The sequence below is a fragment of the Spiribacter sp. SSL99 genome, from assembly GCF_009805925.1.
GTDB lineage: Bacteria > Pseudomonadota > Gammaproteobacteria > Nitrococcales > Nitrococcaceae > Spiribacter > Spiribacter roseus.
Map to the genome: position 1 here is coordinate 46,731 of NZ_MAOM01000018.1, position 24,259 is coordinate 70,989.

Consider the following 24,259-nt stretch of genomic DNA (forward strand, 5'->3'; position numbering starts at 1 on the left):
GCGCGTCGACGGTCCCGCTGAGTCAGCGGCCGTCCATCGGGCTCTACAGTGACCCGCTCTCGGTGGACAGCCACCGGGTGCGGGTCGTCCTTGCGGAAAAAGGCATCGACGCCGATGTGGTCGAGGTGCTGCCCGACGGGCCGCCCCCCGAGGACCTGCCACAGCTCAACCCCTACGCGGAAACACCGACGCTGGTCGATCGTGATCTGGCGCTCTATGACCCGCGGGTGATCTGCGAGTATCTCGACGAGCGCTTCCCACACCCCCCGCTGATGCCCATCGATCCCGTCTCGCGCGCCAAGTCGAAACTGGTGATTTCGCGCATCGAGCGCGACTGGTACGGTCTCATGCATCAGCTCGAGCGTGCCGACCGGCGCCGGCGGCCGCCGATCCGCCGTCAGCTTGCCGAGAGCCTGCTGGCAGGGGCGGACGTATTTGATACCGGGCGTCAGTACTTCCTCAGCGATGACATCACCATGATGGATTGTGTGCTGGCGCCGGTGCTCTGGCGGCTTGGGCATTATGGTGTCGAACTGCCGGAGGGCGCTTCGGCGGTGGCCGCCTATGCGGATCGGCTGTTCAGCCGCGATGCGTTCGTGGCCAGTCTCACGCACACGGAAAAGGGAATGCGCAAAGCCTCATGACGCCGAGTCGGCCCTACCTGATCCGCGGTCTCTACGAGTGGATCGCGGACAACGATCTGACGCCCCATCTGCTGGTCAACGCCGAAGGCGAAGGCGTGGTGGCTCCACTCGAATTTGCCGACGCCGGTCAGCTGGTGCTCAACGTGGCCCCGGCGGCGGTGCGCGGGCTTGACCTGGGCAATGAACTGATTGCCTTCAGCGCTCGATTTGGCGGCCAGCCACGCCAGGTCAGCGTGCCGGTCGCCGAAGTCATGGCGATCTACGCCCGGGAGAATGGACGTGGAATGCTGTTCACTCCCGAGGATGGTGAGCACGATCCACCGCCGGATGGCAGTGACGGGGACTCGTCCTCCGATTCGTCGCCGGGCGGCAGGGGGCAGCCCGGGCTGCGCGTCATCAAGTAGCGGCCTGTTTTTGCCCGGGCGGGCGGTCAGCCGCCAAACAGCTGGTGGTCAATCAGATCACAGAGACAGTGAATGACCAGCAGATGGACCTCCTGAATGCGGGCGGTCACCTCGGCCGGGACACGGATCTCGATGTCTTCCGGGCCCAGCTTCAGCGCCATGGGTCCGCCATCGCGACCACTCAGGACCACCACTCGGGCACCGCGATCGTGGGCGGCGTCAATCGCGCGGATGATGTTGTCGCTGCCGCCACTGGTGCTGATCGCCAGCACCACATCGCCGGGCAGCGCAAGCGCGCGGATCTGCCGGGCAAAAACCTCGTTGAAATCGTAGTCGTTGGCGATGGACGTCAGCGTCGAGCTGTCAGTGGTCAGGGCAATGGCGGGCAGCCCCGGGCGCTCCATCTCGAAGCGGTTGAGCAGCTCCGAGGAAAAGTGCTGAGCGTCCCCCGCTGAGCCGCCGTTGCCGCAGCTGAGAATGCGCCCTTCGCGCTGCAGGCAGTCGACCATGACGTGACCCGCCTGCTCGATGAACGCGGGCAACTGATCAAGCGCGGTCTGCTTGGTCTGGATGCTGGCGTGAAATTGTTGCGCGATCCGGTCGCTGGCGCTCATGGGTGTCCTCTATTCGGTGGTGTTGGGTCATTCATCGGCGTGGAATGCATCCCGGATCCATTCCACGCGGCCGGTGTCAGGCGTTACCGCGATCACGTCAAAGCGCGTCGGTGGCTCACTGCGCTGGCGCTGCAGCCAGGCCTTGGCGGTGGCGATCAGCCGCCGGCGTTTGGCCGCGGTAATGCTGTCGATGCCGTCGCCAAATCCGCTTCGGTGACGGGCGCGTACCTCGACAAAGACGATCTCGCCGTGGTCCTCCATGATGAGATCGATCTCGCCGCGGCGAATCCGGAAATTGCGCGCCCTGAGTTTCAGGCCCTCAGCCTCGAGGTATTCCAGGGCCAGGGCCTCGGCGGCTGCGCCGGTCTGGTGCGCGTGGGTGGTCACGGCACCCGGTCCGTGACGGCCTCGCCGTCGACACGATTCAGTCGTCGGATGCCGGCCTCGGTCATCTGGACGGGCAGCAATGCGCGCTGGATCTGCTGGCGTTCATTGATCGAAAGCCGTCCTGAGGCACCCGGCATGCTCAGTTCCGGGTCCCGAGCCAGTGCCGGGAGGCCGGAGAGCAGGCGATAACTGTCGATGCCCAGTGACTGCAGTCGCAGGCGGGCCGCCGACGGATCGGCGGGGGACAGCTGTTGCTGGAGTGCGTCGGCCGCGGGCACTGGGGCGTCATCCAGCAGCCAGGGCATGCGGGCAAAGAGCAGCCCGTCGAGGTCGCTCCGCGCGCTGCTGTCGGGGTCGCCCGGGACGCTGGTGCCAACCCCGAAGATGGGCAGACCGATGCCGCGGTGGAAGCGCAACTGCGGCAGCACCAGTCGGGCGTCGCGCTCGCGGGCGGCCATGAACAGGCCATCAATGTCCTGGCGGCGGCGCGCCTCGAAGCCAAAGCGCTCGCCGGTGATGGACTCAAGGCGTTCGTGCCGGGTTTCGCTGGCATCGATGCCCAACAGTGCCTTGATCGGAAAGCTCAGGTCCTGCTGGTCGGGAGGGTAGCGCTGCTCGCCGACGATGGCCGCGTCCGCCTCGGTCAGTGCGGTTTTAAAAGCCGTGGCAACCCGGCTTCCCCAGTCGTCGTCGCGGCGGATGACCAGCATTCGCTCCTGACCCATCTGATTGGCCAGCGCGGCGGTGGCCCTGGCGTCGTTCTCGGGCGCCAGCCCGAATTGCTGGAGGCGCGGCCCGCCGCGATCGCTGTCAATGCGGTTGAGGGCCAGGACCGGAACCGACAGATCCGTCGAGGCCACCAGATCGCGCAGCGCGGATTTTCGCAGCGGACCGATCACGCGCCCCGCCCCCTCCGCGCGTGCCTGCTGATAGGCGGCGGTCACGCTCAGGCCGTCGGCGCCAACATCGAAAAATGCCAGTACGGGTTGGTCGCCGCTGTCGGTGTGATAGGCGGCGAGCAGACCGTCGCGAATCCGCCGCCCGGCGCCGGCCCAGTCACCGCTCAGGGGGAGCAGTACCGCGACGCGGCGTGGCGGTGACAGATCGGCGCGCTGCATGGCAAGGATCCGCCGGATCAGGCGCTGGCTGATGCCAGCGTCCACCGCTGAGCGTCGATGATCGGCCAGAAAAGCCCGGGTGGCTTCGGCGTCCAGGGCGCGTTGACGCACGCCGATGGCAAGCTCAAGCCACTGCGTCGTGACCGGCTGACGAGCGGAATCCGCAGCGCGCCGCAGCGCTGCCATCGGCGCCGCCTGCAGCGCCTGCCACAGGCGCGCCTCGCTACGCCCGCGTCGGGCCGGCGACAGGGCCTTTCGATCCAGGGTGCGCCAGTCATTGATGGCCCCGATCCAGTCCCCGCTGGCCGCCTTCGCGTCGATCAGTGCCTGAAGGCGGTACGGCACCATGCGTGCGGAAAGCGGGGCGGGCAGGTTCTCGAGTCGATCGATGATCTGGCGATCGCCGAGGGTCTCGTCAAGGCGGGTGCGCAGGAGAATGGTGATGGCCTCGTTGTCCGCGCTGGCGATGGCGTCACGCTCGTTCAGCAGTCGCTGGGCGGCGGCCGGGTCGCCCATGGCCAGTGCAACGCGGGCCGCCTCCAGGCGCAGGCCGGTGGCGGTTGGCCCGGAGAAGTCGCTCGCCGCCATGCGCAGCAGCGCGACGGCGCTGGCGGGGTCATTCACGGCGAGGGCCGACTCGGCCGCGTCGATGCGCGGGTGTTCCAGCGATGTCAGCGGGGCCGTAGCCTCGCGGGTGTCGAGGGACGAGCATCCGGCGACCACCAGCGCGGTGAACAGGGCAATGAGCGGCAGTCGCGGGGTGGGCACAGGCAGGCCTCGCGGTGGCATGGGCGGGCGGTTAAACTGTCAAACTGTCCGAAAGTATCGAGTCCGGGGATAAACCGTGTCAAACCGCACCGGGACCCTCCATGTGGTCGCAACACCCATCGGTAATCTGGGCGATATCAGTCCCCGGGCCTGTGAGGTGCTTGGCAGTGCTGATCACATCGCCGCCGAGGACACCCGCCACAGTCGTCAGCTGCTGCAGCGCCTGGGGCTTCAGGGTTCGCTGATCAGTCTTCATGAGCACAATGAAAGCGCCCGGGTGGAGCGGCTGACCAACTGGCTTGCCGATGGCGAGTCGGTCGCGCTGATCAGTGATGCCGGCACCCCGCTGATCAGCGATCCGGGCTATCGGCTGGTGCGGGCCGTCCATCAGGCCGGCTACCCGGTGCTGACCGTGCCCGGGCCGTCCAGCGTGATCGCGGCGCTGTCCATCGCCGGGCTGCCCACGGACCGGTTCAGCTACGAGGGCTTTCTGCCGTCGCGGGCGGGCCCACGCCAGCGTCGGCTGCAGGCCCTTGCGGATACGGCCTGCACGCAGGTGTTTCTAGAAGCCGGGCGGCGTCTGCCCGGCACGCTCGAGGCGATGGAGCATGCCTTCGGCGCCGAGCGCGAGGCAGCGATCTGCCGTGAGCTGACCAAACGCTTCGAAACGACCCGTGTCGACGCGCTGGCCGGTCTGCGCGCATGGGTTGCGGGCGACAGCGATCAGTGTCGGGGCGAGTTCGTGCTGGTGGTCGGGCCGGCGCCAGAGCCGGCCGTCGCCCCCGCGCCGGGTCTGCCCGCGACGGATGAGCTGGTGCGTCTGCTACGCCACGAGGGGCTTGGGGCGAAGTCGACGGCGCGGGTGCTGGCGAGACTGACCGGCGCGTCGGTCAATCAGCTCTACCAGCAGGTGCTCGAGCAGGACTCGAATCCCCGCGGCTGATGCGGCCGGGATGATAGACTACCCACGGAAGTCGGCCGGGCAGTCGCGGCGCCCCAGGGCGTCGAGGAAAGTCCGGGCTCCATAGGGCAGGGTGCCAGGTAACGCCTGGGCGGCGAGAGCCGACGGAAAGTGCCGCAGAGATCAGACCGCCGATGGCCGTGTCCGCACGGCACAGGCAAGGGTGAAAAGGTGCGGTAAGAGCGCACCGCACGCATGGCAACATCGCGTGGCACGGTAAACCCCACCCGGAGCAAGACCGAATAGGGGAGTGCAAGCACGGCCCGTGCGAGCTCCCGGGTAGGTCGCTTGAGGTGCGTGGCGACACGCATCCCAGAGGAATGATTGCCCTCGACAGAACCCGGCTTACAGGCCGGCTTCCACTCTTTTTGATCCCCCGCCCCTGCGCGATTCACCGGTCCGCGAATCGAGAAAACCCCCCACTAATCGGCCTGTTTTCGTAAGTCTCTGTCAGGACGGGGAAAATCCCTTCTGCGTCGGCTTGACGGGGCATGCCCGGCTGTCTACAGTGTGGTCATAAGTGGGAAAAAGTGGTGAAGAATGGCAGCCACGGGTCGATTAAGGGGAATAAATTGTTTCGCGGTGTCACCCAGATCAATCTTGACGCAAAGGGGCGCATAGCCTTTCCCAGCCGCTATCGCGAGCGGCTGTCGAGCCTTTGCGACGGGAACCTGGTGGTCACCGTCGACCGCGACCACTGCCTGTTGATCTACCCCCTGCCGGAGTGGGAGGACATCGAGCAGAAGCTGGTCCGGCTGCCCAGCCTCAACCCCACGGCCCGACGTCTGCAGCGGCTGCTGATCGGTCATGCCACCGAATGTCCGCTGGACGGTAACGGCCGGATACTGCTGCCGGGTCCGTTGCGGAGCTTCGCCGGACTCGACAAGCGCACCGTGCTGATCGGTCAGGGCAACAAGTTCGAGCTCTGGGACGAGGACAGCTGGACGACGCGCCGGGATGAATGGCTGGCGGAAGGAACCGATGCCGAGGAGCTGCCCGATGACCTGCAATCGTTATCGCTCTAAGGGGGGTGAGTGGTGAACTCGCCACGGGAGCATGCGGCCGTCATGCGCGAAGAGGCGGTGGCCGCCCTCGCTCCGCGCATCGACGGTGTGTATGTGGACGCCACCTACGGACGCGGCGGCCATGCCGGGGCGCTTCTCGAGGCGCTGGGCGAAGGGGCCCGTCTGTGGCTGGTGGATCGTGATCCCGAAGCCGTCGCGCAGGCACACGAACGCCACGGTCATGACCCACGCTGCCGGATCCTGCAGGCCAACTTCGCCGAATTGGGCATAGAGCTTCGCGCCGCCGGTCTGGCGGGCCGGGTCTCCGGGATCCTCCTGGATCTGGGCGTGTCCTCTCCCCAGCTTGATCAGCCCCAGCGTGGCTTCAGCTTCATGCGCGAGGGACCGCTCGACATGCGCATGGACAACGGCGGGGGCGAAACGGCAGCCGAGTGGCTCGAGCGGGTCGACGCCGGCACGCTGGTGCGTGTGCTCAGGGAGTACGGCGAAGAGCGCTACGCCCGTCGCATCGCGGCGGCGATTGTGGCGGCGCGGGACGCCGCCGCGCTGCCGCAGACCACCACGGGACTGGCTCGGCTGATCACCGAGGCGGTGCCGCGGCCCGAACCGGGTCGCCATCCGGCGACACGCAGCTTTCAGGCGATCCGTATCCACCTCAATGGCGAGCTGGAATCGCTGAGCCGGCTGCTCGATGACATCTGCGAGTTGCTTGAGCCCGGCGGCCGCCTGGTGGTGATCAGTTTTCATTCCCTCGAGGACCGTCGCGTCAAGCGTTTCATGACGCGCAACAGCCAGGTCGGCGATCTGCCGCCCGGGGCCGGTGTCGTGCCCGCGGAAAAGCGCCCGGGGCTGCGCCGCGTCGGGCGCGCCCACCGGCCCGCCGAAGCCGAGGTGCAGCGCAACCCACGCGCACGCAGCGCCACCCTGCGCATCGCGGAGCGGTTGCCATGAAACGCCCGATCCTGACATTGCTGCTACTGGGCGTGCTGGCGGTGGGCTCGGCGGTTGCGGTGGTGGAGGTGCGCCACGAAACCCGCAGTCTTTTCGTCACCCTCGAGTCACTGCGCGACAACCGTGATCAGCTCAACACCGCATGGCGGCAGCTGCAGCTCGAGCAGGGTGCCCTTGCCATGCAGTCCCGGGTCGAGCGCATTGCCCGTGAGTCCATCGGTCTCAAGGCGATCGATCCACAGAACACGACGCTGATCCGGCTGGAATCCGGGGGCGAGCGACAATGAACCGGCGCAAGGCCCGCTCCGTGGCACCGCCGGCGTGGCGTCGTGTGCTGGTGCTGGTCTTGCTGCTGGCGCTGCCGGTGGTGTTGATGGCGCGGGCCGTATCGCTGCAGCTGATCGATGGGCCGTTCCTGCAGGGACAGGGGGACCAGCGTCATCTGCGGGTGGAATCCCTGCCCGCGCATCGCGGCACGATCCGCGACCGGCAGGGCCAGCCGCTGGCCATCAGCGCACCGGTGGACTCGGTCTGGGCGGATCCGCGCGTGACCACACAAGAGGCTTCGCAGCAGGATCTGGCCGCGCTGGCCCGCCTGCTCGACACCGATCCGGCCAGGCTGCGTTCGGACCTGAACGAGCGCCGCGAACGGGCGTTTTTCTACCTCGAGCGCCATGTCAGCCCGGACCTCGCCGCCCGGGTGAGCGCACTGGATGTCCCCGGCGTCGCCCTGCAGCGTGAATACCGCCGGTTCTATCCCACCGGCGAGGTCAGTGGCCATGTGCTCGGCTTCACCAACATCGATGATCACGGCCAGGAGAGCGTCGAACTCGCCTACGACGACTGGTTGTCCGGCGAGCCGGGCGCCAAGCGTGTTCTGCGCGACCGCCACGGGCGCAATATCGAGGATGTCGAGCGACTGCGCGAGCCTGATCCCGGGCATGACCTGACACTGACCCTCGACAAACGCCTGCAGTACGTCGCCTACCGCGAGCTCAAGGCCGCCGTCGAGCGGCATCAGGCCGCCAGTGGCTCCATCGTGCTGATGGACGCGGACAATGGCGACATCCTGGCGATGGCCAATCAGCCTTCGTTCAATCCCAATCGCCGCTCGGAGATGACCGGTGGGCGTTACCGCAACCGCGCTGTCACCGACACCTACGAACCCGGCTCGGTGGTGAAGCCGTTTACGGTACTGGCGGCGCTGCGCACGGGTCGCTATACCCCCGAGACCGTCGTCGAGACGGCGCCGGGTGTCATGCGGGTGGGTGGCCATCAGGTGCGTGATGTCCGCAATTTCGGCGAGCTCACGGTCGCCGGCGTGCTGCGCAAGTCGAGCAATGTCGGTGCCGCGCAGATGGCGCTGTCCCTCGAGTCGGGGCAGGTCTGGCAGACACTCAACAGCCTCGGCATTGGCGAGCCCAGTGGCGTGGGGCTGCCTGGCGATAGCGCTGGCAGGCTTTCTTCCATGCCCTCGGAGCGCCCCATCGAGCGGGCGACCCTCGCCTTTGGTTACGGCCTGTCGGTGAGCAATCTGCAGCTGGCAAGGGCCTACTCGGCCATCGCCTCCGGTGGGGAACTGCCCACGCCCGCGCTGATCGCGGACGGGCGCCGGCCGGACCCCGAGCGGGTGATGAGCGCCCGGCGCGCCGCCCAGCTCCGCGAAATGCTGACCGCTGTGACCGAGTCCGGAGGCACGGCGACACAGGCGGCCATTCCCGGCTATCAGGTCGCCGGCAAGACCGGCACCAGCCGCAAGGCCGTGTCCGGCGGGTATGCGGAGGACCGTTACATCTCGACCTTTGCGGGCATGGCACCGGCCAGTGACCCGCGTTTTGTGGCCGTGGTGACAATCGATGAGCCCCGCGGTGACGCCTACTACGCGGGCCCTGTGGCCGGGCCGGTGTTTGCGGCGGTGATGGGTGACGCGCTGCGGTTGTATAACGTGATGCCCGATGCAGCCTTCGACCAGCCGGGTCTGACCGTGGCCGGCGGAGAGTCGCCATGAGCCGGGTCTGGTCCGCCGAAGCGCTGCTTGCCCCCTGGCTGGTGGATGCCCGGTTGAAGGGCGTTGGCGTGACCGGTATCGCGCTAGATGCCCGGCAGCTTGCCCCGGGTGGCCTGTTTCTGGCGCTGGCCGGTAACCGGGCCCATGGCCTGGACTATCTCGATCAGGCCCTCGCGGCCGGGGCGGGCGTGGTGCTCTATGAACCCGCGGCCGGGCAGGACCACTCCGCCATCGCCGCGCGCTGCGACGCCGCCGGCGCCGTGGCCATCGCCCGGGCCGGCGTCGGCGCGCTGGCTAGCGCCATCGCCGGTCGATTCTACGATGAGCCATCGCGGGCGATGACGGTGATCGCGGTCACGGGCACCGATGGCAAGACCTCGGTCTCCCACTACATCGCCCAGATGGCCGAAGATCTGCAGGGACCGGCGGCGGTGATGGGGACCGTGGGCTGGGGGCGCCCGGGGCAGCTCCGCGCCTCGACACAGACCACCGCCGATCCGGTCAGTATTCAGGCGCGCCTGGCGTCGCTGCGGGACGACGGCATTTGCTGCGTGGCGATGGAAGTCTCCTCGCATGCCCTGGCGCAACACCGAGTGGATGGCGTGACGTTTGCCACCGCAGTGCTGACCCATGTGGGGCGCGATCATCTTGACTACCACGGCTCGGCGGCGGCCTATGGCGCCGCCAAGCGCCGTCTGTTCGCGTGGCCCGGCCTGCGCCGTCAGGTCCTCAATGGGGAGGATGCCGTGGGCGCGGATCTGGCCGCGCATCCGCTATCGGACGCGACCCCGGTTGTCTACGGCCGGACGGGTGCCGCTGATCTGTGCCTGTCGCGGCTCGAGCGTCGGGCCGAAGGGCTCGAGCTGGGCATCGATCATGCCGATCGGCAGCATACCGCTCAGCTGCCGCTGATCGGCGATTTCAATGCCCTCAACGCCCTCGCGGCGCTGGGCGCATTGATCGAGCCCGGCAATGTGCCGGCGGCGCTGGGCGCGTTGGGCCGGCTGCAGCCGGTACCGGGTCGCATGGAGCGATTCACCGTGGAGGGCGGTCCGGTGGTGATTGTCGACTATGCGCACACCGCCGGGGCCCTCGCGGCGGCGCTCGATGCCCTGCGACCCCATGTCCGCGGCCGGCTATGGGTGGTCTTTGGCTGCGGTGGCGATCGTGACACCGGCAAGCGGCCCCTGATGGGAGCGGCTGCCGGCCAGCGCGCTGATGGCATCATTCTGACCAGCGACAACCCCCGTTCCGAGTCGCCGGCGGCGATTCTCGAGGCCGTCCGTGCCGGCTGCGCGGGCCACGGTGACTGCCGGGTCATCGAGGATCGCGCAAGCGCGATCACCGCCGCCATCGAGATGGCCGGTCCCGGCGATGCCGTGCTGATCGCCGGCAAGGGCCACGAGACCGAGCAGCAGATCGGCGCCACGGCCCACGCCTTCAGTGATCGTGACTGTGCGGCCAGCGTGCTGTCGCGGAGGGCGGGCTGATGGAAGCGGTGCGGTTGCTGTCCCTGGTGACTGAGTTCGGCGGCGAATCGCGGGGCGGTGAGGTGACCGTCACAGGGGTCGCCATCGATTCACGCCGCGTCAGCCCCGGGGATCTGTTCATTGCCCTGCGTGGCGAGCGGATCGACGGACACGAATGCATCGATGCCGCGGCCCGGGCCGGTGCCGCGGCCGCGCTGGTCGATCACTACACCGACGCGGCGCTGCCGCAGTGGCGGGTGGACAACCCGCAGCGGGTGCTCATCGAGCTGGCCTGCCGCGCCCGGTCGGCGAGCCGTGCCCGGGTGGTGGGTGTGACCGGCAGCAATGGCAAGACCACGGTCAAGGAAATGCTCGCCGCCATCCTCGGGCGCTGCGGTACCACGCGGGCCACTGAAGGCAACCTGAACAATGAGCTGGGCGTGCCGCTGACGCTCTGTGGCATCGATCCGGATGATGACTTCGCCATCGTCGAGATGGGCTGCGGCAAACCCGGCGATATCGCGCTGCTGGCAAGCTGGGCGCGTCCATGGGTCGGTGTGGTGACACATGCCGGTCCGGCCCACCTGGAGGGTTTCGGCAGTGTGGCCGCCGTGGCCGACTGCAAGGGCGAGCTGTTCGAGGAACTGCCGGCCAAGGGTTATGCCATCGTCAATGCCGACGACCCCTACGCCGCGGTCTGGGAGCAAAAGGCGGCGCATTGCCATATAAAGCGCTTCAGCCTCGACGGCCATGCCGCCGACGTCACAGGGGTGGAGCGGGCTGACGGCCGGCTCGAGATCCGTTTCGAGGATGCCGCCATCACCGCGGCGGTGGCCCTGCCCGGGCGTCATAACCGGGCCAATGCGCTGGCGGCCGCCGCCGCGGCGCGTGCCGCCGGGGCCAGCCTCGAGGCCATCGCCGACGGGCTCATGGCCGTGGCCCCCGTCGCGGGACGACTTCAGTATCGCGACGGCCTCGCCTCGATGACGCTGGTGGATGACAGCTACAACGCCAACCCGGCCTCCCTGACGGCGGCACTCGAGACACTGACCGCGACCGGGACACCGCTCTGGCTGGTCCTGGGCGATATGGCGGAGTTGGGCGATGCAGGCCCGGCGCTGCATCGCCGCGCCGGCGAGCAGGCCCGCGAGCTGGGGGTCGAGCGCTTATTCGCCACCGGTCCGCTCGCGGCCCATGCGGCCGAGGGCTTCGGTGCCGGCGGTGCCGGGTTTGCGACCCGCGCTGAACTGGTGGAGGCGGTCAAGACCGCCGCCCGGCCCGGGATCAACGTGCTGGTCAAGGGGTCGCGCTCGGCGGCGATGGATGAAGTGGTCGCCGCACTGGCGGCCGGCGGGTCAGGGGAGGGACGCGCATGCTCCTGATGCTTGCCGAACAGCTGGAGGCGTTCTACAGCGCGTTCAATGTTTTTCAGTATCTGACCTTCCGGGCCATCCTCGGCACGCTGACGGCGCTGGGCATCGGTCTGCTGGTGGGGCCCTGGCTGATCGGTCGGCTGGAGCGTCATCAGGTCGGCCAGTATGTCCGCACCGATGGGCCGGTCAGTCATTATTCCAAGGCCGGCACACCCACCATGGGGGGCGCCCTCATGCTGGTGGGCATTGGTGTGGCCACGCTCCTGTGGGGGGATCTGACCAATCGCTATGTCTGGCTCGTGCTGCTCACGACGCTGACCTTCGGGGCGATCGGCGGTACCGACGACTGGCTGAAACTCACCCGCGGCAGCAGCGAAGGGCTGCGGGCCCGCTCCAAACTGCTGCTGCAGAGCATTGCCGCGCTGATTGCCGGCGCGGCCCTGTTCGCGATGGCCACCTCACCCGTCCAGACCACGCTGATCCTGCCCTTTCTCAAGGATGTGGCGATCCCGCTGGGCATCCTGCTGATTCCGCTGACATGGCTGGTGGTGGTGGGCGCCTCGAATGCGGTCAATCTCACCGACGGGCTCGATGGCCTTGCCATCATGCCAACGGTCCTCGTCGGCGGTGCCCTGGGGATCTTCGCCTACGCCAGCGGCAATGTGAATTTCGCCGATTATCTGGCGATCCCCTACGTCGCCGGGGCGGGCGAGCTGACGGTTTTCGTCGGCGCGCTGGTGGGCGCGGGGCTGGCCTTTCTGTGGTTCAACACCTATCCGGCGCAGGTGTTCATGGGCGATGTCGGGTCGCTGGCGATGGGTGCCGCCCTGGGCATGATCGCCATGGTGGTCCGTCAGGAGGTCGTGCTGTTCATCATGGGGGGCGTGTTCGTCGCCGAGACGGTATCGGTGATGATCCAGGTGCTCTGGTTCAAGCGCACCGGGCGTCGCATCTTTCGCATGGCGCCGCTTCATCACCACTTCGAGCTCAAGGGTTGGCCGGAGCCGCGGGTCATCGTGCGGTTCTGGATTGTCTCGGTGGTGCTGGTGCTCATCGGTCTGGCCACGTTGAAGCTGCGATGACTGGAGAGGCGCACATGCACACCCGCATCGAATGGGATCAGATGGTGGTCGGTCTGGGCGAGTCCGGCCATGCGGCGGCCTGTCATCTGGCCGATGCGGGCCATCGCGTCGCGGTCATGGATACCCGCGTGGACCCGCCCCGGGGCGCTGCCCTGCGGGCGCAGCATCCGGATGTTCCGGTCATCACCGGCGATCTGGATGAGCGGCTGCTGGCTGACGCCGATGAAATCGTCCTCAGCCCCGGGGTCGATCCCCGCCATCCCGCACTGCGGGCGGCGCAGCGGCGCGGGCAGTCGATCATCGGCGAGATCGAGCTGTTTGCCCGGGCGGTGAACGCCCCGCTGATCGCGATCACCGGCTCCAACGGCAAGACCACCGTCACCCGTATGGTCGCGGCGATGGCCGAGCAGGCCGGAATCGATGTCGCCGCCGGTGGCAACCTTGGCCCGGCGGCGCTTTCGCTGCTGGCGAGCCAGCCGCGCGCCGAATTGTTCGTGCTCGAGCTGTCGAGTTTCCAGCTCGAGACCACCGTATCGCTGCAGCCGCAGGTGGCGGCCGTCCTCAATCTGAGCCCTGATCACCTTGACCGCTACGATGACATGGCGGCCTACGCCGCAGCCAAGGCGCGGATCTTCCGCCATGCCGGACACGCGGTCCTCAATGCTGACGACCCATGGGTAAGGAGCATGGCGGGCGATGCCGCCGCCGTCCACCGGTTCGGCGAGGCTGCGCCGCCGGCATCGGCCTGGCGAATCGGCTGGCACCACGGCGACGCCTGGCTGATGGCCGGCGAGACGCCGGTGATGCCGCGCGACGCCCTCGCCCTGCCGGGGCACCACAATGCACTGAATGCGCTGGCGGCGCTTGCCATCGGCGAGGCCGCCGGTCTTGACCGCGACGCGATGGTGACTGCCCTGACTGCATTCCGGTCACTGCCGCATCGCACCGAGTCGCTCGGCTGGCGGGAGGGCCGCCAGTGGGTGAACGACTCCAAGGCCACCAATGTGGGTTCCGCGATTGCGGCGATCCGTGGGCTGGAAGGGCCGCTGGTGTTGATCGCCGGCGGTGACGGCAAAGGCCAGTCGTTCGCCGCCCTGGGGGCGGCGCTGGCGGAGACCGGCCGCGCGGCGGTGCTGTTCGGCCGCGATGCGGCAGCGCTCGCCGACGCCCTTGCCGGCCATGTGGACGTGACCACGGCGGCCGATCTGGACGCAGCCCTGGAGGTCGCACGGCGGGTATCCCGGCGCGGGGATGTGATCCTGCTGTCGCCCGCCTGTGCCAGTCTGGATCAGTTCACCGACTACCGTGCACGCGGCGATCACTTCCGCCGTTGGGTGGAGGCGCTACCCCATGACTGAGCGCCTGTCACTGTCCGTACTGACCGCGCCCTTCGCAGGCCGGCTTCCGGCCGCTGGCGAATTCGACCGCCCGCTGCTGGTGGCGATCCTGGTACTGGCGGCGCTGGGACTGGTGATGATGGCGTCGGCCTCGGTGGCGATTGGCGAGGCATCCAGCGAGTCGGCCACGCATTTCCTGCGGCGTCAGGCGGCGTTTCTGGGGCTTGGGATGCTGGCCTTCGCGGTCTGTCTGCGCATTCCCCTGACCTTCGTGGCCGCCGTGTCCGCGCCGCTGCTGGTCCTGTCGTTCGCGCTGCTGATCGCCGTGCTCATTCCGGGGGTCGGGCGCGAGGTCAATGGCGCCACCCGCTGGATCCCGCTGGGACCGGTCAATTTTCAGGTCTCGGAATTCATCCGACTGTTCGTGCTCATCTATTTCGCCGCCCTTCTGGCGCGTCATGGGGAGCGGGTCCGGGCCTCCGCGGCGCCGATGCTGCCGGTTGCGCTGGTGATGGCGGCGGTGGGCGCGCTCCTGCTGGCGCAACCCGACTTCGGCGCCCTCGCGGTGCTCGCGGCCACGGTGGGTGGTGTGCTGTTCATCGCCGGCGTGCCGCTACTGATCTTTGTGGTGTTGGGCACTGTCGCGGTGTTGGCGGGAGCCGCGCTGATCATTGCCGAACCCTATCGCCTGGAGCGCTTCACGGCGTTCACCGACCCCTGGGCGGATCCGTTCGCCAGTGGCTTTCAGCTCACCCAGTCGCTGATTGCCGTCGGCCGTGGCGAGTGGCTGGGGGTTGGTCTCGGCAACAGCGTCCAGAAGCTTTTCTATCTGCCCGAGGCGCATACCGACTTCGTCTTTGCCGTGATGGCCGAAGAGCTCGGCGTGGTCGGCATGGCGGTCACCATCGGCCTGTACAGCTTCATCGTGTGGCGCGGCTGCGGCATCGGGGCGGCCAGTCTGCGCAGCGGGCGGCTGTTCGGTGGCCTGCTGGCCTACGGGGTGGCCATTGCATTCGGGCTGCAGGCGTTCGTGAACATGGGCGTCAATCTGGGACTTCTGCCCACCAAGGGCCTGACCCTGCCGTTGATGAGCTACGGCGGTAGCAGTCTGATCGTGACCGCGCTGGCACTGGGGCTGCTGATGCGGGCCGATCTCGAGTGCCGGCAAGCCGGCCGGGCGGCCAGTCAGCGGCCGCGGCGGAGGGCGGCATGACCCCGCGACCGATCCTGATCATCGCCGGTGGCACCGGCGGGCATGTCTTCCCGGCGCTGGCCGTGGCCGAGGTCCTCGCCCGGCAGTCGGTGCCGGTGATCTGGTTGGGAACGCCGCTTGGCCTCGAGGCCCGCGTGGTTCCCCAGGCCGACATCCCCCTCGAGACAGTGACTGTGCGGGGCCTGCGCGGTAATGGCTGGGCCGGATGGCTCAAGGCGCCTTGGATGGTGGCGCGGGCGGTTTTTGAAACGCTTGCGGTACTGCGTCGGCATCGGCCACGGGCGGTCCTGGGAATGGGTGGCTACGTGGCGGGGCCGGGAGGCATCGCCACCTGGCTCCGGAAGATCCCGCTGATCATTCACGAGCAGAATGCGATTGCCGGGCTGACCAATCGGCTGCTCTCGCGGCGGGCCACCCGCGTGCTGACCGGGCTGGACGCGACGTTCCCCGGTGATCGGGCGACGACCTTTACCGGCAATCCGGTGCGCGGTGCCATTACCGCACTGGCCGAGACGGACCCGGCGCCGGCGGCGCCCCATCCGCGGCTGCTGGTGATCGGCGGCAGTCTCGGGGCGCGCACCCTCAACCGGGTGGTACCCGAAGCGCTCGCCCGGCTGCCTGTGGCGGAGCGGCCGACGGTGCTGCACCAGGCTGGCGAGCGGAGTCTGGAGACGGCCCGGTCCGGCTATCGCGAGGCGGCCATTGAGGCGGATGTCCGTGCCTTCATCGATGATATGGCGGGCGCCTATCACGCCGCCGATGTGGTGATCTGCCGGGCCGGCGCGCTGACCGTCTCGGAACTGGCGGCGGTGGGACGCGCCGCGATCCTGGTGCCGTATCCCTACGCCGTGGACGATCATCAAAGCGCCAACGCCCGGTTTCTGGTGGAGGCCGATGCGGCGCGGATGATCGCCGACGATGCGCTCTCGGCGGAGGGCCTGGCGGCGGTGCTGCGGCCGCTGCTGACCGAGCCGGCGACGCGGGCCCGGATGGCTGCCAACGCCCGGCACGTCGGACGCCCGCGGGCGGCCGAGCAGGTCGCCGATATCTGCCTGGAGGTGAGCGCATGACCAGCCTGCAGCCCCAGACCCCGGGTGGCCCCGGCGCCATGGGCCCGGTCCAGCGTCTGCATTTTGTGGGCGTCGGCGGAGCCGGCATGGGCGGCATCGCCGAAGTCCTGCTCAACCTGGGCTACACGGTCAGCGGTTCGGATCTGCGTGAGAATGCCGTGATCGAGCATCTCCGCGGTCTGGGTGCGGGCATCGCCATCGGGCATCGGGCCGAGCAGGTGCGTGACGCCGATGCGGTGGTCATCTCCAGCGCCGTCACCGAAGACAATCCCGAGGTGATCGCCGCCCGGGCCGCGCGGGTGCCCGTGGTCCCACGCGCCGAGATGCTCGCCGAGCTGATGCGCTTCCGGTTTGGTATTGCGGTGGCGGGCACCCATGGCAAGACCACCACCACCAGCCTGGTGGCGAGCATCCTCGGTGAGGCGGATCTGGATCCGACCTTCGTGATCGGCGGCCGGCTGAACAGCGCCGCCAGTCATGCACGCCTTGGCACCGGCCGTTATCTGGTTGCCGAGGCGGATGAAAGCGACGCCTCGTTCCTCTATCTCAACCCGATGCTCGCGGTGGTCACCAATATCGATGCCGACCATCTGGAGACCTATGGCGGTGATTTCGATCGGCTGCGCGCGACGTTCATCGAGTTTCTCCACCACCTGCCGTTCTACGGGCTGGCCGTGCTCTGCGACGATGATGCCGAGCTGCGCTCACTGGCCGGCGAACTGGCGCGGCCGGTGCGAACCTACGGGTTTTCCGCCAGCGCCGACGTCCGGGCCACCGATGTCGTTGCCGACGCCGGCCGCAGTCATTTCACGGTGCGGGCCGAGGGATTCGAGCCGATGCCGGTCACCCTCAATCTGCCCGGCCGCCACAATGTGCTCAATGCGCTGGGAGCGATTGCCGTGGCCCGGGCGCTGAATGTTGCCGATACCGCGATTCAGCAGGCCCTCGGGGCGTTCGCCGGCATCGGCCGGCGCTTCCAGCAGCTCGGGCGGCTGCCCGTCGCCGGCGGCAGCAGCCTGCTCATGGACGACTATGCGCATCATCCCCGCGAGATCGAGGCGGTCACCGAGGCGCTGCGCAGTAACTGGCCGGGACAGCGGCTGGTGGTGATTTTCCAACCCCATCGATTCACCCGCACCCGCGATCTGTTTGACGACTTCGCGCGGGTCCTGGGCGAGGCCGATCTGCTGCTAGTCACCGAGGTCTACGGCGCCGGTGAAGCCCCACTGCCCGGCGCCGACGCCCGCAGTCTGTGCCGCGCCATCCGGCTGCGCGGTCAGGTGGATCCGGTGTTCGTCGGCGACCTCGATGAGCTGATCTCGATCCTGCCGGCCATGCTGCGGCCCGACGATGTGGTGATCACCCTTGGTGCCGGCAGCATTGGCACGGCGCTGCCGCGGCTGCTGGCCGGGGAGGCACGGTCATGACGATGGCTCACGGCCAGCTGCGTCAATCCGTTCCCATGGCGCGCCACACGACCTGGCGCGTCGGTGGCCCCGCGGCGCGGGTCTATGAACCCGTGGACAGCCGTGACCTGGCCCGCTTTCTGGCCAGCGACCAGGCCGTCGAGCCGTTCCACTGGCTGGGTCTGGGCAGCAATCTGTTGATCCGCGACGGCGGCCTGCAGGGGACCGTGATCCGCCTGCACCGGGGACTGTCCTCGCTGCAGGATCAGGGCGACGGGCGGATGCGGGTCGATGCCGGTGTCCCCTGCGCGAAGCTGGCGCGGGAATGCGGCCGACGGGGTTATGTCGGGGCGGCGTTCTTTGCCGGCATCCCGGGTACGACCGGCGGCGCACTGGCGATGAATGCCGGTGCCTGGGGCGGTGATACCTGGTCGCAGGTGGAGTCGGTGGAAACCGTCGATCGTCACGGCACGCTCCGCGAGCGTGATCCCGCCGACTTCGCCGTGGGGTATCGCGAGGTACGCGGAATGGAGGGTGAGTGGTTTACTGCCGCGACCTTCCGTTTTCAGCCGGGCGGTGATCCGGCTGCACTCAAGGCCCGGGTCAAGGACCTGCTCGCCGAGCGGGCCGAGAAGCAGCCCACCGGCATTGCCAGTGGTGGGTCGGTGTTCCGGAACCCGCCCGGTGATCATGCGGCGCGGCTGATCGAGGCGGCCGGGCTCAAGGGCGCCCGCCAGGGTGGCGCCCGGGTGTCCGAGAAACACGCCAACTTCATCGTCCACGACGGTGAGGCCTGCGCGGCCGATATCGAGGCGCTCATCGACCGGATCCGGGCCACCGTGCAGGCCGTTTACGGCATCACCCTGGAGACCGAGGTCCGCATCATCGGGGAGGCGTTGTCCCATGACGCTTGATGCACACCTCCAGGGGCATGATCCCGGCCGGGTGGCGGTGCTGATGGGCGGCCACTCGGCGGAGCGCGAAATCTCACTGGCCAGCGGCGGCGAGTGCCTGGCGGCGCTGCAGGCGATGGGAGTCGAGGCCACGGCCTTTGACCCCGCCGAGCGCCCGGTGGCGGCCCTTGCGGACTATGACCGCGCGTTCATCGCCCTGCACGGGCCGGGCGGCGAGGACGGCGTGATGCAGGGTGCGCTGGAGGCCATGGGCATCCCCTATACCGGCAGTGGCGTGCTGGCCTCGGCCCTGGGCATGGACAAGCTGCGCAGTAAATGCATCTGGCAGGCGATGGACCTGCCCACGCCGGCCTTCCGTGTGCTGCGGGATGGCGACGACCCGCAGGCGGTGGTCGAGGCGCTGGGGCTGCCGCTTTTCGTCAAGCCGCTGCGTGAGGGGTCAAGCATGGGCACGGCCCGGGTGGATCGCGGCGCCGACCTGGCCGCGGCGGCCGAGCAGGCGCGGGCGTTTGGTGGGGCGGCGCTGGTCGAGCGCTGCATCGACGGCCCCGAATACACGCTTGCGCTGCTGGCGGACCGCGACCTGCCCGCCATTCGCATCGAGGTGGATGAACCGTTTTATGACTACCGCGCCAAGTACCAGTCCGAGTCCACGCGGATGGTCCTGCCCTGCGGTCTGGACGTGGCGGCCGAGGCCCGGATGGCGCAGCTGGCGCGTCGCGCTTTTGCCGCGATCGGCGCCTGCGGCTGGGGGCGTGTGGATGTCATGGCGGATTCGCAGGGCGGTCTGTGGCTGCTCGAGGTGAACACCATCCCGGGCATGACCGATCACTCGCTGGTGCCCGCTGCGGCCGCATCCGCCGGGATCGGGATGCACGAGCTGGTGGCGCGGATTCTGCTGACGAGCTGGAGGCATGGTGACGGACAGTGAGCGGTTTTGTGAGCCAACGCGCGGCGCTGTTGCTGTTGCTGGGATGCCTGACGGCACTCGGCGCCGGCGCCCTGCATGCCCTCGACCGGGGCTGGGTGGGGCCGTTGCTGCCCCTCGAGCGGATCGGCTTCGACGGCGAGCTGGCGCGCCTGCAGGCCTCGGAGCTGCGCGCGGCGCTGAGTGGATCGCTGCAGGGCGGGTTGCTGACCGCCGACGTGACGGCGATCCGCGAGGCGGTCGAGTCGCGGCCGTGGGTGGCCACGGCGACGGTCCGGCGGGTCTGGCCGGATGCCCTGCGGGTCACCATCGATGCGCATCAGGCAGTGGCGATCTGGGGGGAGGGCGCGCTGATGAACACCGATGCCGACCTGTTCCGGCCCAGCCCGCTGCCGGATCTGGCGCTACCGGCCCTGGCCGGTCCGCCGGGCAGTGCCGAGCGGGTGCTCGCCCGTTATCGGGCGCTGCAGGCCCGGCTCGAGCCAGTCTCTCTGAAGGCCGTGGCGCTGACGCTGAACGAGCGTCGGGCATGGACGCTGACACTCGACGGTGGCGCGGTCGTGCGTTTGGGCCGCGACTCGGTCGACGCCCGCCTGGCGCGCTTTGTCGCCGCCTGGCAGCAGTTGCCCGAGACCGATCAACGACAGCCGGCGGTGGCCGATCTGCGCTACCCCGATGGATTTGCCCTGCGGTGGCAGGACGAGGAATGAGTCAATGACAAGAAAACAGGAACGCAATCTGCTGGTGGGCCTGGATATCGGCACCTCGAAGGTCGTGGCGATTGTGGGTGAGATGCAGGCGGGCGGCGATGTCGAGGTGATCGGCATCGGTTCGCACCGCTCGCGGGGCCTGAAAAAGGGCGTCGTGGTCAATATCGAGTCCACGGTCCAGTCCATCCAGCGTGCGGTGGAGGAGGCCGAGCTCATGGCCGGCTGCCAGATCCACTCGGTCTATGTGGGCATCGCCGGCAGCCATGTGCGCTCGCTCAACTCCCACGGCATCGTCGCCATCAAGGACCGTGAGGTGACCCGCAGCGATGTCGAGCGGGTCCTCGACGCGGCGCGGGCCGTGGCCATTCCCGCGGATCAGGAGATCCTCCACACCCTGCCGCAGGAGTACATCATCGACAGCCAGGAAGGCGTCCGGGAACCGGTGGGGATGTCCGGTGTGCGTCTCGAGGCCAAGGTCCACATGGTGACCGGTGCGGTCAGCGCCGCCCAGAACATCGTCAAGTGCATCCGGCGCTGTGGGCTTGAGGTGGACGATGTGATCCTCGAGCAGCTGGCATCGAGCCACGCCGTGCTGACCGAGGACGAAAAGGAACTGGGCGTCTGTCTGGTGGACATCGGCGGCGGCACCACCGACATCGCGGTATTCACCGATGGCGCCATCCGTCATACCGCGGTGATTCCCATTGCCGGCGACCAGGTCACCAACGACATTGCGGTGGCGCTGCGCACGCCCACCCAGCACGCCGAGGACATCAAGATGCGCTACGCCTGCGCACTGTCCCAGCTTGCGACCAGTAACGAGACCATCGAGGTGGCCTCGGTGGGAGATCGCCCGCCGCGGCGGCTGTCCCGCCAGACCCTTGCCGAGGTCGTCGAGCCCCGCTACGAGGAGCTCATGACGCTGGTCCAGGCGGAACTCCGGCGGAGTGGGTTCGAGGATCTGATTGCCGCCGGCGTCGTGCTGACCGGCGGCAGCTCGAAGATGGAAGGCGCGGTGGATCTCGCTGAGGAGGTCTTCCACACCCCGGTGCGTCTGGGGCTACCGCAACACATGACGGGGCTGACGGATGTCGTCCGCAACCCCATCTACTCCACGGGCGTCGGTCTGCTGCATGGCGGCTGGCAACACCGTGACGAATCGCGTCCGGAACTCTCAGCCGGCGGAGCCCAGGGCTTCACGGCGGTATGGGGCCGGATGAGGGACTGGTTCAAGGGAAATTTCTGATTCATCGACGGAGGGTGAAGCAATGTTCGAGTTAATGGATAGCTACAACCAGAATGCGGTCATCAAGGTCGTCGGCGTCGGCGGTGGCGGCGGCAACGCCGTGCAGCACATGGTGGCCGCCGATGTGGACGGGGTGGATTTCATCTGCGCCAACACCGATGCCCAGGCACTGCGTAACAGCTCGGCCCGGACCACGCTGCAGCTGGGTCAGGGCATCACCAAGGGGCTGGGCGCCGGGGCCCATCCGCAGGTCGGCCGCGAGGCCGCCGATCACGACCGGGAGCGGATCGCCGAGGTGCTGGAAGGCGCCGACATGGTGTTCATCACCGCCGGCATGGGCGGCGGGACCGGCACCGGGGCGGCGCCGGTGGTGGCGCAGATCGCCCGCGAAATGGGCGTGCTGACGGTGGCCGTGGTCACCAAGCCGTTCCCGTTCGAGGGCAAGAAGCGCATGAGCGTGGCCGAGGAGGGGATCCGCGAGCTCGAGCGTGAGGTCGACTCGCTGATCACCATCCCCAACGAAAAGCTGCTTGCGGTGCTGGGTCAGGAGCTGACGCTGCTGAACGCGTTCAAGTCGGCCAACGATGTCCTGCTCGGGGCCGTCAAGGGCATTGCCGAGCTGATCACACGCCCCGGCCTGATCAACGTCGACTTCGCTGACGTGCGCACGGTGATGTCCGAGATGGGCATGGCGGTGATGGGATCCGGTGAGTCCAGCGGCGAGGGCCGGGCGCGCGAGGCCGCGGAACGGGCCATTGCCTGCCCGCTGCTCGAGGATGCCAATATCGCCGGCGCCAATGGCGTGCTGGTGAATGTGACCGCGGGGCTGGACCTGTCCATCGGCGAGTTCGATGAAGTGGGTAATGCCGTCAAGGAGTTTGCCTCGGACGAGGCGACCGTCGTGGTGGGCACCGTGATCGATCCCGAGCTCGAGGGCGAGATCCGGGTCACGGTGGTGGCGACCGGCCTGGCCGCTGATCGCCCGGCGCAGGAGCCCGAGGCGGCGCCGGCCGCACGGCTGGTTCCGCGGAAGGCGGCGAGTGGTGATCCGGCCAGCGAGACCCCCGAACGGCCGGCCGCCCGTCAGTGGAGTGCCAACGGCAGCAATGCCGCCGCAGCGGGTAGCGACATGGAATACCTGGATATTCCGGCATTTCTCCGCCGCCAGGCCGACTGACCGAGCCTGCCGGGTGGGCCGGGTTTCTGCTATGCTGCAACGCTAATTTGCCGCGCACTTTTCTGGACAGGGTTGATGATTCGACAACGCACGCTCAAAAACAGCATCCGGGCGACCGGTGTCGGGCTCCACACGGGGGAGAAGGTCTACCTGACCCTGCGCCCGGCACCGGCCAATACCGGCATCCGCTTCTGTCGGATCGACCTTGACCCGGTCGTCGAGATTGCCGCCGATCCGGAGAATGTGGCCGATACCGTGCTCTCGACCTGTCTGAGCCGGGATGGCGTGCGTGTCGCCACGGTCGAGCATCTGCTCTCGGCCATGGCGGGGCTGGGCATCGACAATGCCTACATCGACCTCTCGGCACCGGAAGTGCCGATCATGGACGGCAGTGCCGGGCCCTTCGTGTTTCTGATCCGCTCGGCCGGGACCCTTGAGCAGGCCGCTCCCAAGCGGTTCGTGCGCATCACCCGCCCGCTGACCATCGAGGAGCCGGACGGCAAGCGCGTCAGTTTCGCGCCTCATGACGGCTTCAAGGTGAGTTACACCCTCGAGTTCGATCACCCGGTGTTCCGGGCCGGCGAGCGCACGGCCGAGGTCGACTTCTCATCCACCTCGTTCGTCAAGGAGGTCAGCCGCGCCCGTACCTTCGGCTTCATGCGCGACATCGAGTACCTGCGCCAGAACAACCTCGCGCTGGGGGGCAGTCTCGACAATGCCATCGTGGTCGATGACTACCGGGTGCTCAACGAGGATGGCCTGCGGTACCAGAATGAGTTCGCCAAGCATAAGATCCTGGATGCCATCGGCGATCTCTATCAGCTCAACCGCAGCCTGATCGGCGCCTTTCACGGCTACAAGTCGGGCCACGAGCTCAACAATCGACTGCTGCGCAAGCTGCTGGTCGAACGCGATGCCTGGGAAGAGGTGACCTTCGAGGGCGACGAGGTGGCGCCGATCACCTACGATCAGCCGCTACCCGTCACCTGAGGCGCCGCGACGGCGTGAGGCCAGGCGTCGCAGCGACTCGGCGAGACGCTCGTCGTCCATGCCGCGGGCGGCGGATTCCAGGTGCCGGGCCGTCTCATCGCTCAGGGTGGCACTCCGACGCCGCGGCGGTCTCGCCGGGGGAGGTGTGGCCAGGCGGATCTGCAGTCGGGCCGGCCGCACCCCCAGGGATTCGCCGGCCGTAGCCAGCAGCGCCGATTGATAGGCGCGCAGCGGCGTCGCCCATGCCGAGCTCTCGGCGGTCACGATCAGCGCATCGGTGGACAGGGCGGCGACCTGCCAGTGGCCGTGCAGGCGCCCGGGCAGGGCGCCGTTGAGTGTGCGCGTCGCCCGCTCGAGCAGGGCGGTCTGGCGCCGGATGGCCTTCATGTCGCTGCTCGATCGCCGCATGATTCCCTGTAGGCGGCCGGGGCCGCCGGCCCTGCGCTCGCTCATCGCCGACTCCT

The 24,259-nt window shown here is 68.3% G+C and carries 24 protein-coding genes and 1 other RNA gene; 21 read left to right on the plus strand and 4 right to left on the minus strand.

Annotation, left to right across the window (positions count from 1 at the left end; translation table 11 throughout):
- The first annotated feature begins 17 nt into the window (after positions 1 to 17).
- Complete coding sequence (locus BA899_RS06825; protein ID WP_370456332.1) at positions 18 to 644, plus strand: glutathione S-transferase N-terminal domain-containing protein; 627 nt, start codon at positions 18 to 20, stop codon at positions 642 to 644.
- Entirely contained in the window at positions 641 to 1,048 is a 408-nt protein-coding gene (locus BA899_RS06830) for a ClpXP protease specificity-enhancing factor (protein ID WP_144348028.1), read from the plus strand. The genes BA899_RS06825 and BA899_RS06830 overlap by 4 nt, the downstream gene beginning before the upstream one ends.
- Positions 1,049 to 1,074: 26 nt before the next feature.
- Here BA899_RS06830 and BA899_RS06835 read toward each other — a convergent pair whose 3' ends face one another.
- From BA899_RS06835 to BA899_RS06845, 3 genes are read right to left on the minus strand one after another with little or no spacing between them, the layout of a single operon-like run.
- The gene (locus tag BA899_RS06835) at positions 1,075 to 1,662 is read right to left on the minus strand and encodes a phosphoheptose isomerase (protein ID WP_144348029.1); all 588 of its coding nucleotides are present in this window, start codon (positions 1,660 to 1,662) and stop codon (positions 1,075 to 1,077) included.
- Between the two features lie 27 nt (positions 1,663 to 1,689).
- The gene (locus tag BA899_RS06840) at positions 1,690 to 2,049 is read right to left on the minus strand and encodes a YraN family protein (protein WP_148122376.1); all 360 of its coding nucleotides are present in this window, start codon (positions 2,047 to 2,049) and stop codon (positions 1,690 to 1,692) included.
- On the minus strand, positions 2,046 to 3,956 hold the full coding sequence (locus BA899_RS06845) for a penicillin-binding protein activator (RefSeq protein WP_159300152.1): 1,911 nt from the start codon (positions 3,954 to 3,956) through the stop codon (positions 2,046 to 2,048). Before BA899_RS06845 ends, BA899_RS06840 begins: the two co-directional genes overlap by 4 nt.
- An 82-nt stretch (positions 3,957 to 4,038) precedes the next feature.
- Between BA899_RS06845 and rsmI the strand changes: the two genes are divergently transcribed.
- The 19 genes from rsmI (at position 4,039) to lpxC (ending at position 23,795) form a co-directional block, all read left to right on the plus strand.
- Positions 4,039 to 4,878 carry a 16S rRNA (cytidine(1402)-2'-O)-methyltransferase gene (rsmI, locus tag BA899_RS06850; protein WP_235013317.1) on the plus strand — a complete coding sequence of 280 codons (840 nt, stop codon included), beginning with the start codon at positions 4,039 to 4,041 and terminating at the stop codon, positions 4,876 to 4,878.
- 27 nt (positions 4,879 to 4,905) lie between these two features.
- Positions 4,906 to 5,260, plus strand: an RNA gene (gene rnpB, locus BA899_RS06855) — RNase P RNA component class A.
- A 208-nt stretch (positions 5,261 to 5,468) separates the two neighbouring features.
- Positions 5,469 to 5,921 (plus strand): division/cell wall cluster transcriptional repressor MraZ, encoded by a 453-nt coding sequence (gene mraZ, locus BA899_RS06860; protein ID WP_110882941.1) that lies wholly within the window; start codon positions 5,469 to 5,471, stop codon positions 5,919 to 5,921.
- 9 nt (positions 5,922 to 5,930) lie between these two features.
- Positions 5,931 to 6,872: a 16S rRNA (cytosine(1402)-N(4))-methyltransferase RsmH gene (gene rsmH, locus BA899_RS06865; protein ID WP_370456327.1), complete on the plus strand. Its 942-nt coding sequence runs from the start codon at positions 5,931 to 5,933 to the stop codon at positions 6,870 to 6,872.
- The gene (gene ftsL / locus BA899_RS06870; RefSeq protein ID WP_144348033.1) at positions 6,869 to 7,159 is read left to right on the plus strand and encodes a cell division protein FtsL; all 291 of its coding nucleotides are present in this window, start codon (positions 6,869 to 6,871) and stop codon (positions 7,157 to 7,159) included. The genes rsmH and ftsL overlap by 4 nt, the downstream gene beginning before the upstream one ends.
- Positions 7,156 to 8,880, plus strand: a complete 1,725-nt coding sequence (locus tag BA899_RS06875; RefSeq protein ID WP_159300153.1) for a penicillin-binding protein 2 — start codon at positions 7,156 to 7,158, stop codon at positions 8,878 to 8,880. The genes ftsL and BA899_RS06875 overlap by 4 nt, the downstream gene beginning before the upstream one ends.
- Positions 8,877 to 10,370, plus strand: coding sequence for a UDP-N-acetylmuramoyl-L-alanyl-D-glutamate--2,6-diaminopimelate ligase (locus BA899_RS06880; RefSeq protein WP_159300154.1), 1,494 nt, complete (start codon positions 8,877 to 8,879; stop codon positions 10,368 to 10,370). The genes BA899_RS06875 and BA899_RS06880 overlap by 4 nt, the downstream gene beginning before the upstream one ends.
- Positions 10,370 to 11,731: a UDP-N-acetylmuramoyl-tripeptide--D-alanyl-D-alanine ligase gene (gene murF, locus BA899_RS06885; RefSeq protein ID WP_144348036.1), complete on the plus strand. Its 1,362-nt coding sequence runs from the start codon at positions 10,370 to 10,372 to the stop codon at positions 11,729 to 11,731. Before BA899_RS06880 ends, murF begins: the two co-directional genes overlap by 1 nt.
- Positions 11,722 to 12,804 (plus strand): phospho-N-acetylmuramoyl-pentapeptide-transferase, encoded by a 1,083-nt coding sequence (gene mraY / locus BA899_RS06890; protein ID WP_159300155.1) that lies wholly within the window; start codon positions 11,722 to 11,724, stop codon positions 12,802 to 12,804. The genes murF and mraY overlap by 10 nt, the downstream gene beginning before the upstream one ends.
- A gap of 14 nt (positions 12,805 to 12,818) precedes the next feature.
- Positions 12,819 to 14,162 carry a UDP-N-acetylmuramoyl-L-alanine--D-glutamate ligase gene (gene murD, locus BA899_RS06895; protein WP_235013318.1) on the plus strand — a complete coding sequence of 448 codons (1,344 nt, stop codon included), beginning with the start codon at positions 12,819 to 12,821 and terminating at the stop codon, positions 14,160 to 14,162.
- On the plus strand, positions 14,155 to 15,354 hold the full coding sequence (gene ftsW / locus BA899_RS06900) for a putative lipid II flippase FtsW (RefSeq protein WP_159300156.1): 1,200 nt from the start codon (positions 14,155 to 14,157) through the stop codon (positions 15,352 to 15,354). The genes murD and ftsW overlap by 8 nt, the downstream gene beginning before the upstream one ends.
- Entirely contained in the window at positions 15,351 to 16,424 is a 1,074-nt protein-coding gene (murG, locus tag BA899_RS06905; RefSeq protein WP_159300157.1) for an undecaprenyldiphospho-muramoylpentapeptide beta-N-acetylglucosaminyltransferase, read from the plus strand. Before ftsW ends, murG begins: the two co-directional genes overlap by 4 nt.
- Entirely contained in the window at positions 16,421 to 17,851 is a 1,431-nt protein-coding gene (gene murC, locus BA899_RS06910) for a UDP-N-acetylmuramate--L-alanine ligase (RefSeq protein ID WP_110882948.1), read from the plus strand. Before murG ends, murC begins: the two co-directional genes overlap by 4 nt.
- Positions 17,848 to 18,744, plus strand: a complete 897-nt coding sequence (gene murB / locus BA899_RS06915) for a UDP-N-acetylmuramate dehydrogenase (RefSeq protein ID WP_159300158.1) — start codon at positions 17,848 to 17,850, stop codon at positions 18,742 to 18,744. Before murC ends, murB begins: the two co-directional genes overlap by 4 nt.
- Positions 18,734 to 19,675 (plus strand): D-alanine--D-alanine ligase, encoded by a 942-nt coding sequence (locus BA899_RS06920; protein ID WP_159300159.1) that lies wholly within the window; start codon positions 18,734 to 18,736, stop codon positions 19,673 to 19,675. The genes murB and BA899_RS06920 overlap by 11 nt, the downstream gene beginning before the upstream one ends.
- A complete protein-coding gene (locus BA899_RS06925) occupies positions 19,672 to 20,382 on the plus strand; it encodes a cell division protein FtsQ/DivIB (RefSeq protein WP_159300160.1) in 711 nt (236 codons plus the stop codon). The genes BA899_RS06920 and BA899_RS06925 overlap by 4 nt, the downstream gene beginning before the upstream one ends.
- A 4-nt stretch (positions 20,383 to 20,386) precedes the next feature.
- Positions 20,387 to 21,628, plus strand: coding sequence for a cell division protein FtsA (gene ftsA / locus BA899_RS06930; RefSeq protein WP_144348045.1), 1,242 nt, complete (start codon positions 20,387 to 20,389; stop codon positions 21,626 to 21,628).
- Between the two features lie 22 nt (positions 21,629 to 21,650).
- Positions 21,651 to 22,805 (plus strand): cell division protein FtsZ, encoded by a 1,155-nt coding sequence (gene ftsZ, locus BA899_RS06935; RefSeq protein ID WP_144348046.1) that lies wholly within the window; start codon positions 21,651 to 21,653, stop codon positions 22,803 to 22,805.
- 75 nt (positions 22,806 to 22,880) lie between these two features.
- Entirely contained in the window at positions 22,881 to 23,795 is a 915-nt protein-coding gene (gene lpxC / locus BA899_RS06940) for a UDP-3-O-acyl-N-acetylglucosamine deacetylase (protein ID WP_110882954.1), read from the plus strand.
- Here lpxC and BA899_RS06945 read toward each other — a convergent pair.
- The gene (locus BA899_RS06945) at positions 23,781 to 24,248 is read right to left on the minus strand and encodes a DciA family protein (RefSeq protein WP_144348047.1); all 468 of its coding nucleotides are present in this window, start codon (positions 24,246 to 24,248) and stop codon (positions 23,781 to 23,783) included. The two genes, lpxC and BA899_RS06945, sit on opposite strands and share 15 nt — an antisense overlap.
- Positions 24,249 to 24,259 lie beyond the last annotated feature (11 nt).

Excerpts from the sequence above, each read along its gene's own strand:
- BA899_RS06830 (WP_144348028.1), top strand. The coding sequence starts at position 641 with ATGACGCCGAGTCGGCCCTACCTGATCCGCGGTCTCTACGAGTGGATC.
- BA899_RS06835 (WP_144348029.1), bottom strand. The coding sequence starts at position 1,662 with ATGAGCGCCAGCGACCGGATCGCGCAACAATTTCACGCCAGCATCCAG.
- BA899_RS06845 (WP_159300152.1), bottom strand. The coding sequence starts at position 3,956 with ATGCCACCGCGAGGCCTGCCTGTGCCCACCCCGCGACTGCCGCTCATT.
- ftsL (WP_144348033.1), top strand. The coding sequence starts at position 6,869 with ATGAAACGCCCGATCCTGACATTGCTGCTACTGGGCGTGCTGGCGGTG.
- BA899_RS06875 (WP_159300153.1), top strand. The coding sequence starts at position 7,156 with ATGAACCGGCGCAAGGCCCGCTCCGTGGCACCGCCGGCGTGGCGTCGT.
- BA899_RS06880 (WP_159300154.1), top strand. The coding sequence starts at position 8,877 with ATGAGCCGGGTCTGGTCCGCCGAAGCGCTGCTTGCCCCCTGGCTGGTG.
- murF (WP_144348036.1), top strand. The coding sequence starts at position 10,370 with ATGGAAGCGGTGCGGTTGCTGTCCCTGGTGACTGAGTTCGGCGGCGAA.
- mraY (WP_159300155.1), top strand. The coding sequence starts at position 11,722 with ATGCTCCTGATGCTTGCCGAACAGCTGGAGGCGTTCTACAGCGCGTTC.
- murD (WP_235013318.1), top strand. The coding sequence starts at position 12,819 with ATGCACACCCGCATCGAATGGGATCAGATGGTGGTCGGTCTGGGCGAG.
- ftsW (WP_159300156.1), top strand. The coding sequence starts at position 14,155 with ATGACTGAGCGCCTGTCACTGTCCGTACTGACCGCGCCCTTCGCAGGC.
- murG (WP_159300157.1), top strand. The coding sequence starts at position 15,351 with ATGACCCCGCGACCGATCCTGATCATCGCCGGTGGCACCGGCGGGCAT.
- murC (WP_110882948.1), top strand. The coding sequence starts at position 16,421 with ATGACCAGCCTGCAGCCCCAGACCCCGGGTGGCCCCGGCGCCATGGGC.
- murB (WP_159300158.1), top strand. The coding sequence starts at position 17,848 with ATGACGATGGCTCACGGCCAGCTGCGTCAATCCGTTCCCATGGCGCGC.
- BA899_RS06920 (WP_159300159.1), top strand. The coding sequence starts at position 18,734 with ATGACGCTTGATGCACACCTCCAGGGGCATGATCCCGGCCGGGTGGCG.
- ftsA (WP_144348045.1), top strand. The coding sequence starts at position 20,387 with ATGACAAGAAAACAGGAACGCAATCTGCTGGTGGGCCTGGATATCGGC.
- ftsZ (WP_144348046.1), top strand. The coding sequence starts at position 21,651 with ATGTTCGAGTTAATGGATAGCTACAACCAGAATGCGGTCATCAAGGTC.
- lpxC (WP_110882954.1), top strand. The coding sequence starts at position 22,881 with ATGATTCGACAACGCACGCTCAAAAACAGCATCCGGGCGACCGGTGTC.
- BA899_RS06945 (WP_144348047.1), bottom strand. The coding sequence starts at position 24,248 with ATGAGCGAGCGCAGGGCCGGCGGCCCCGGCCGCCTACAGGGAATCATG.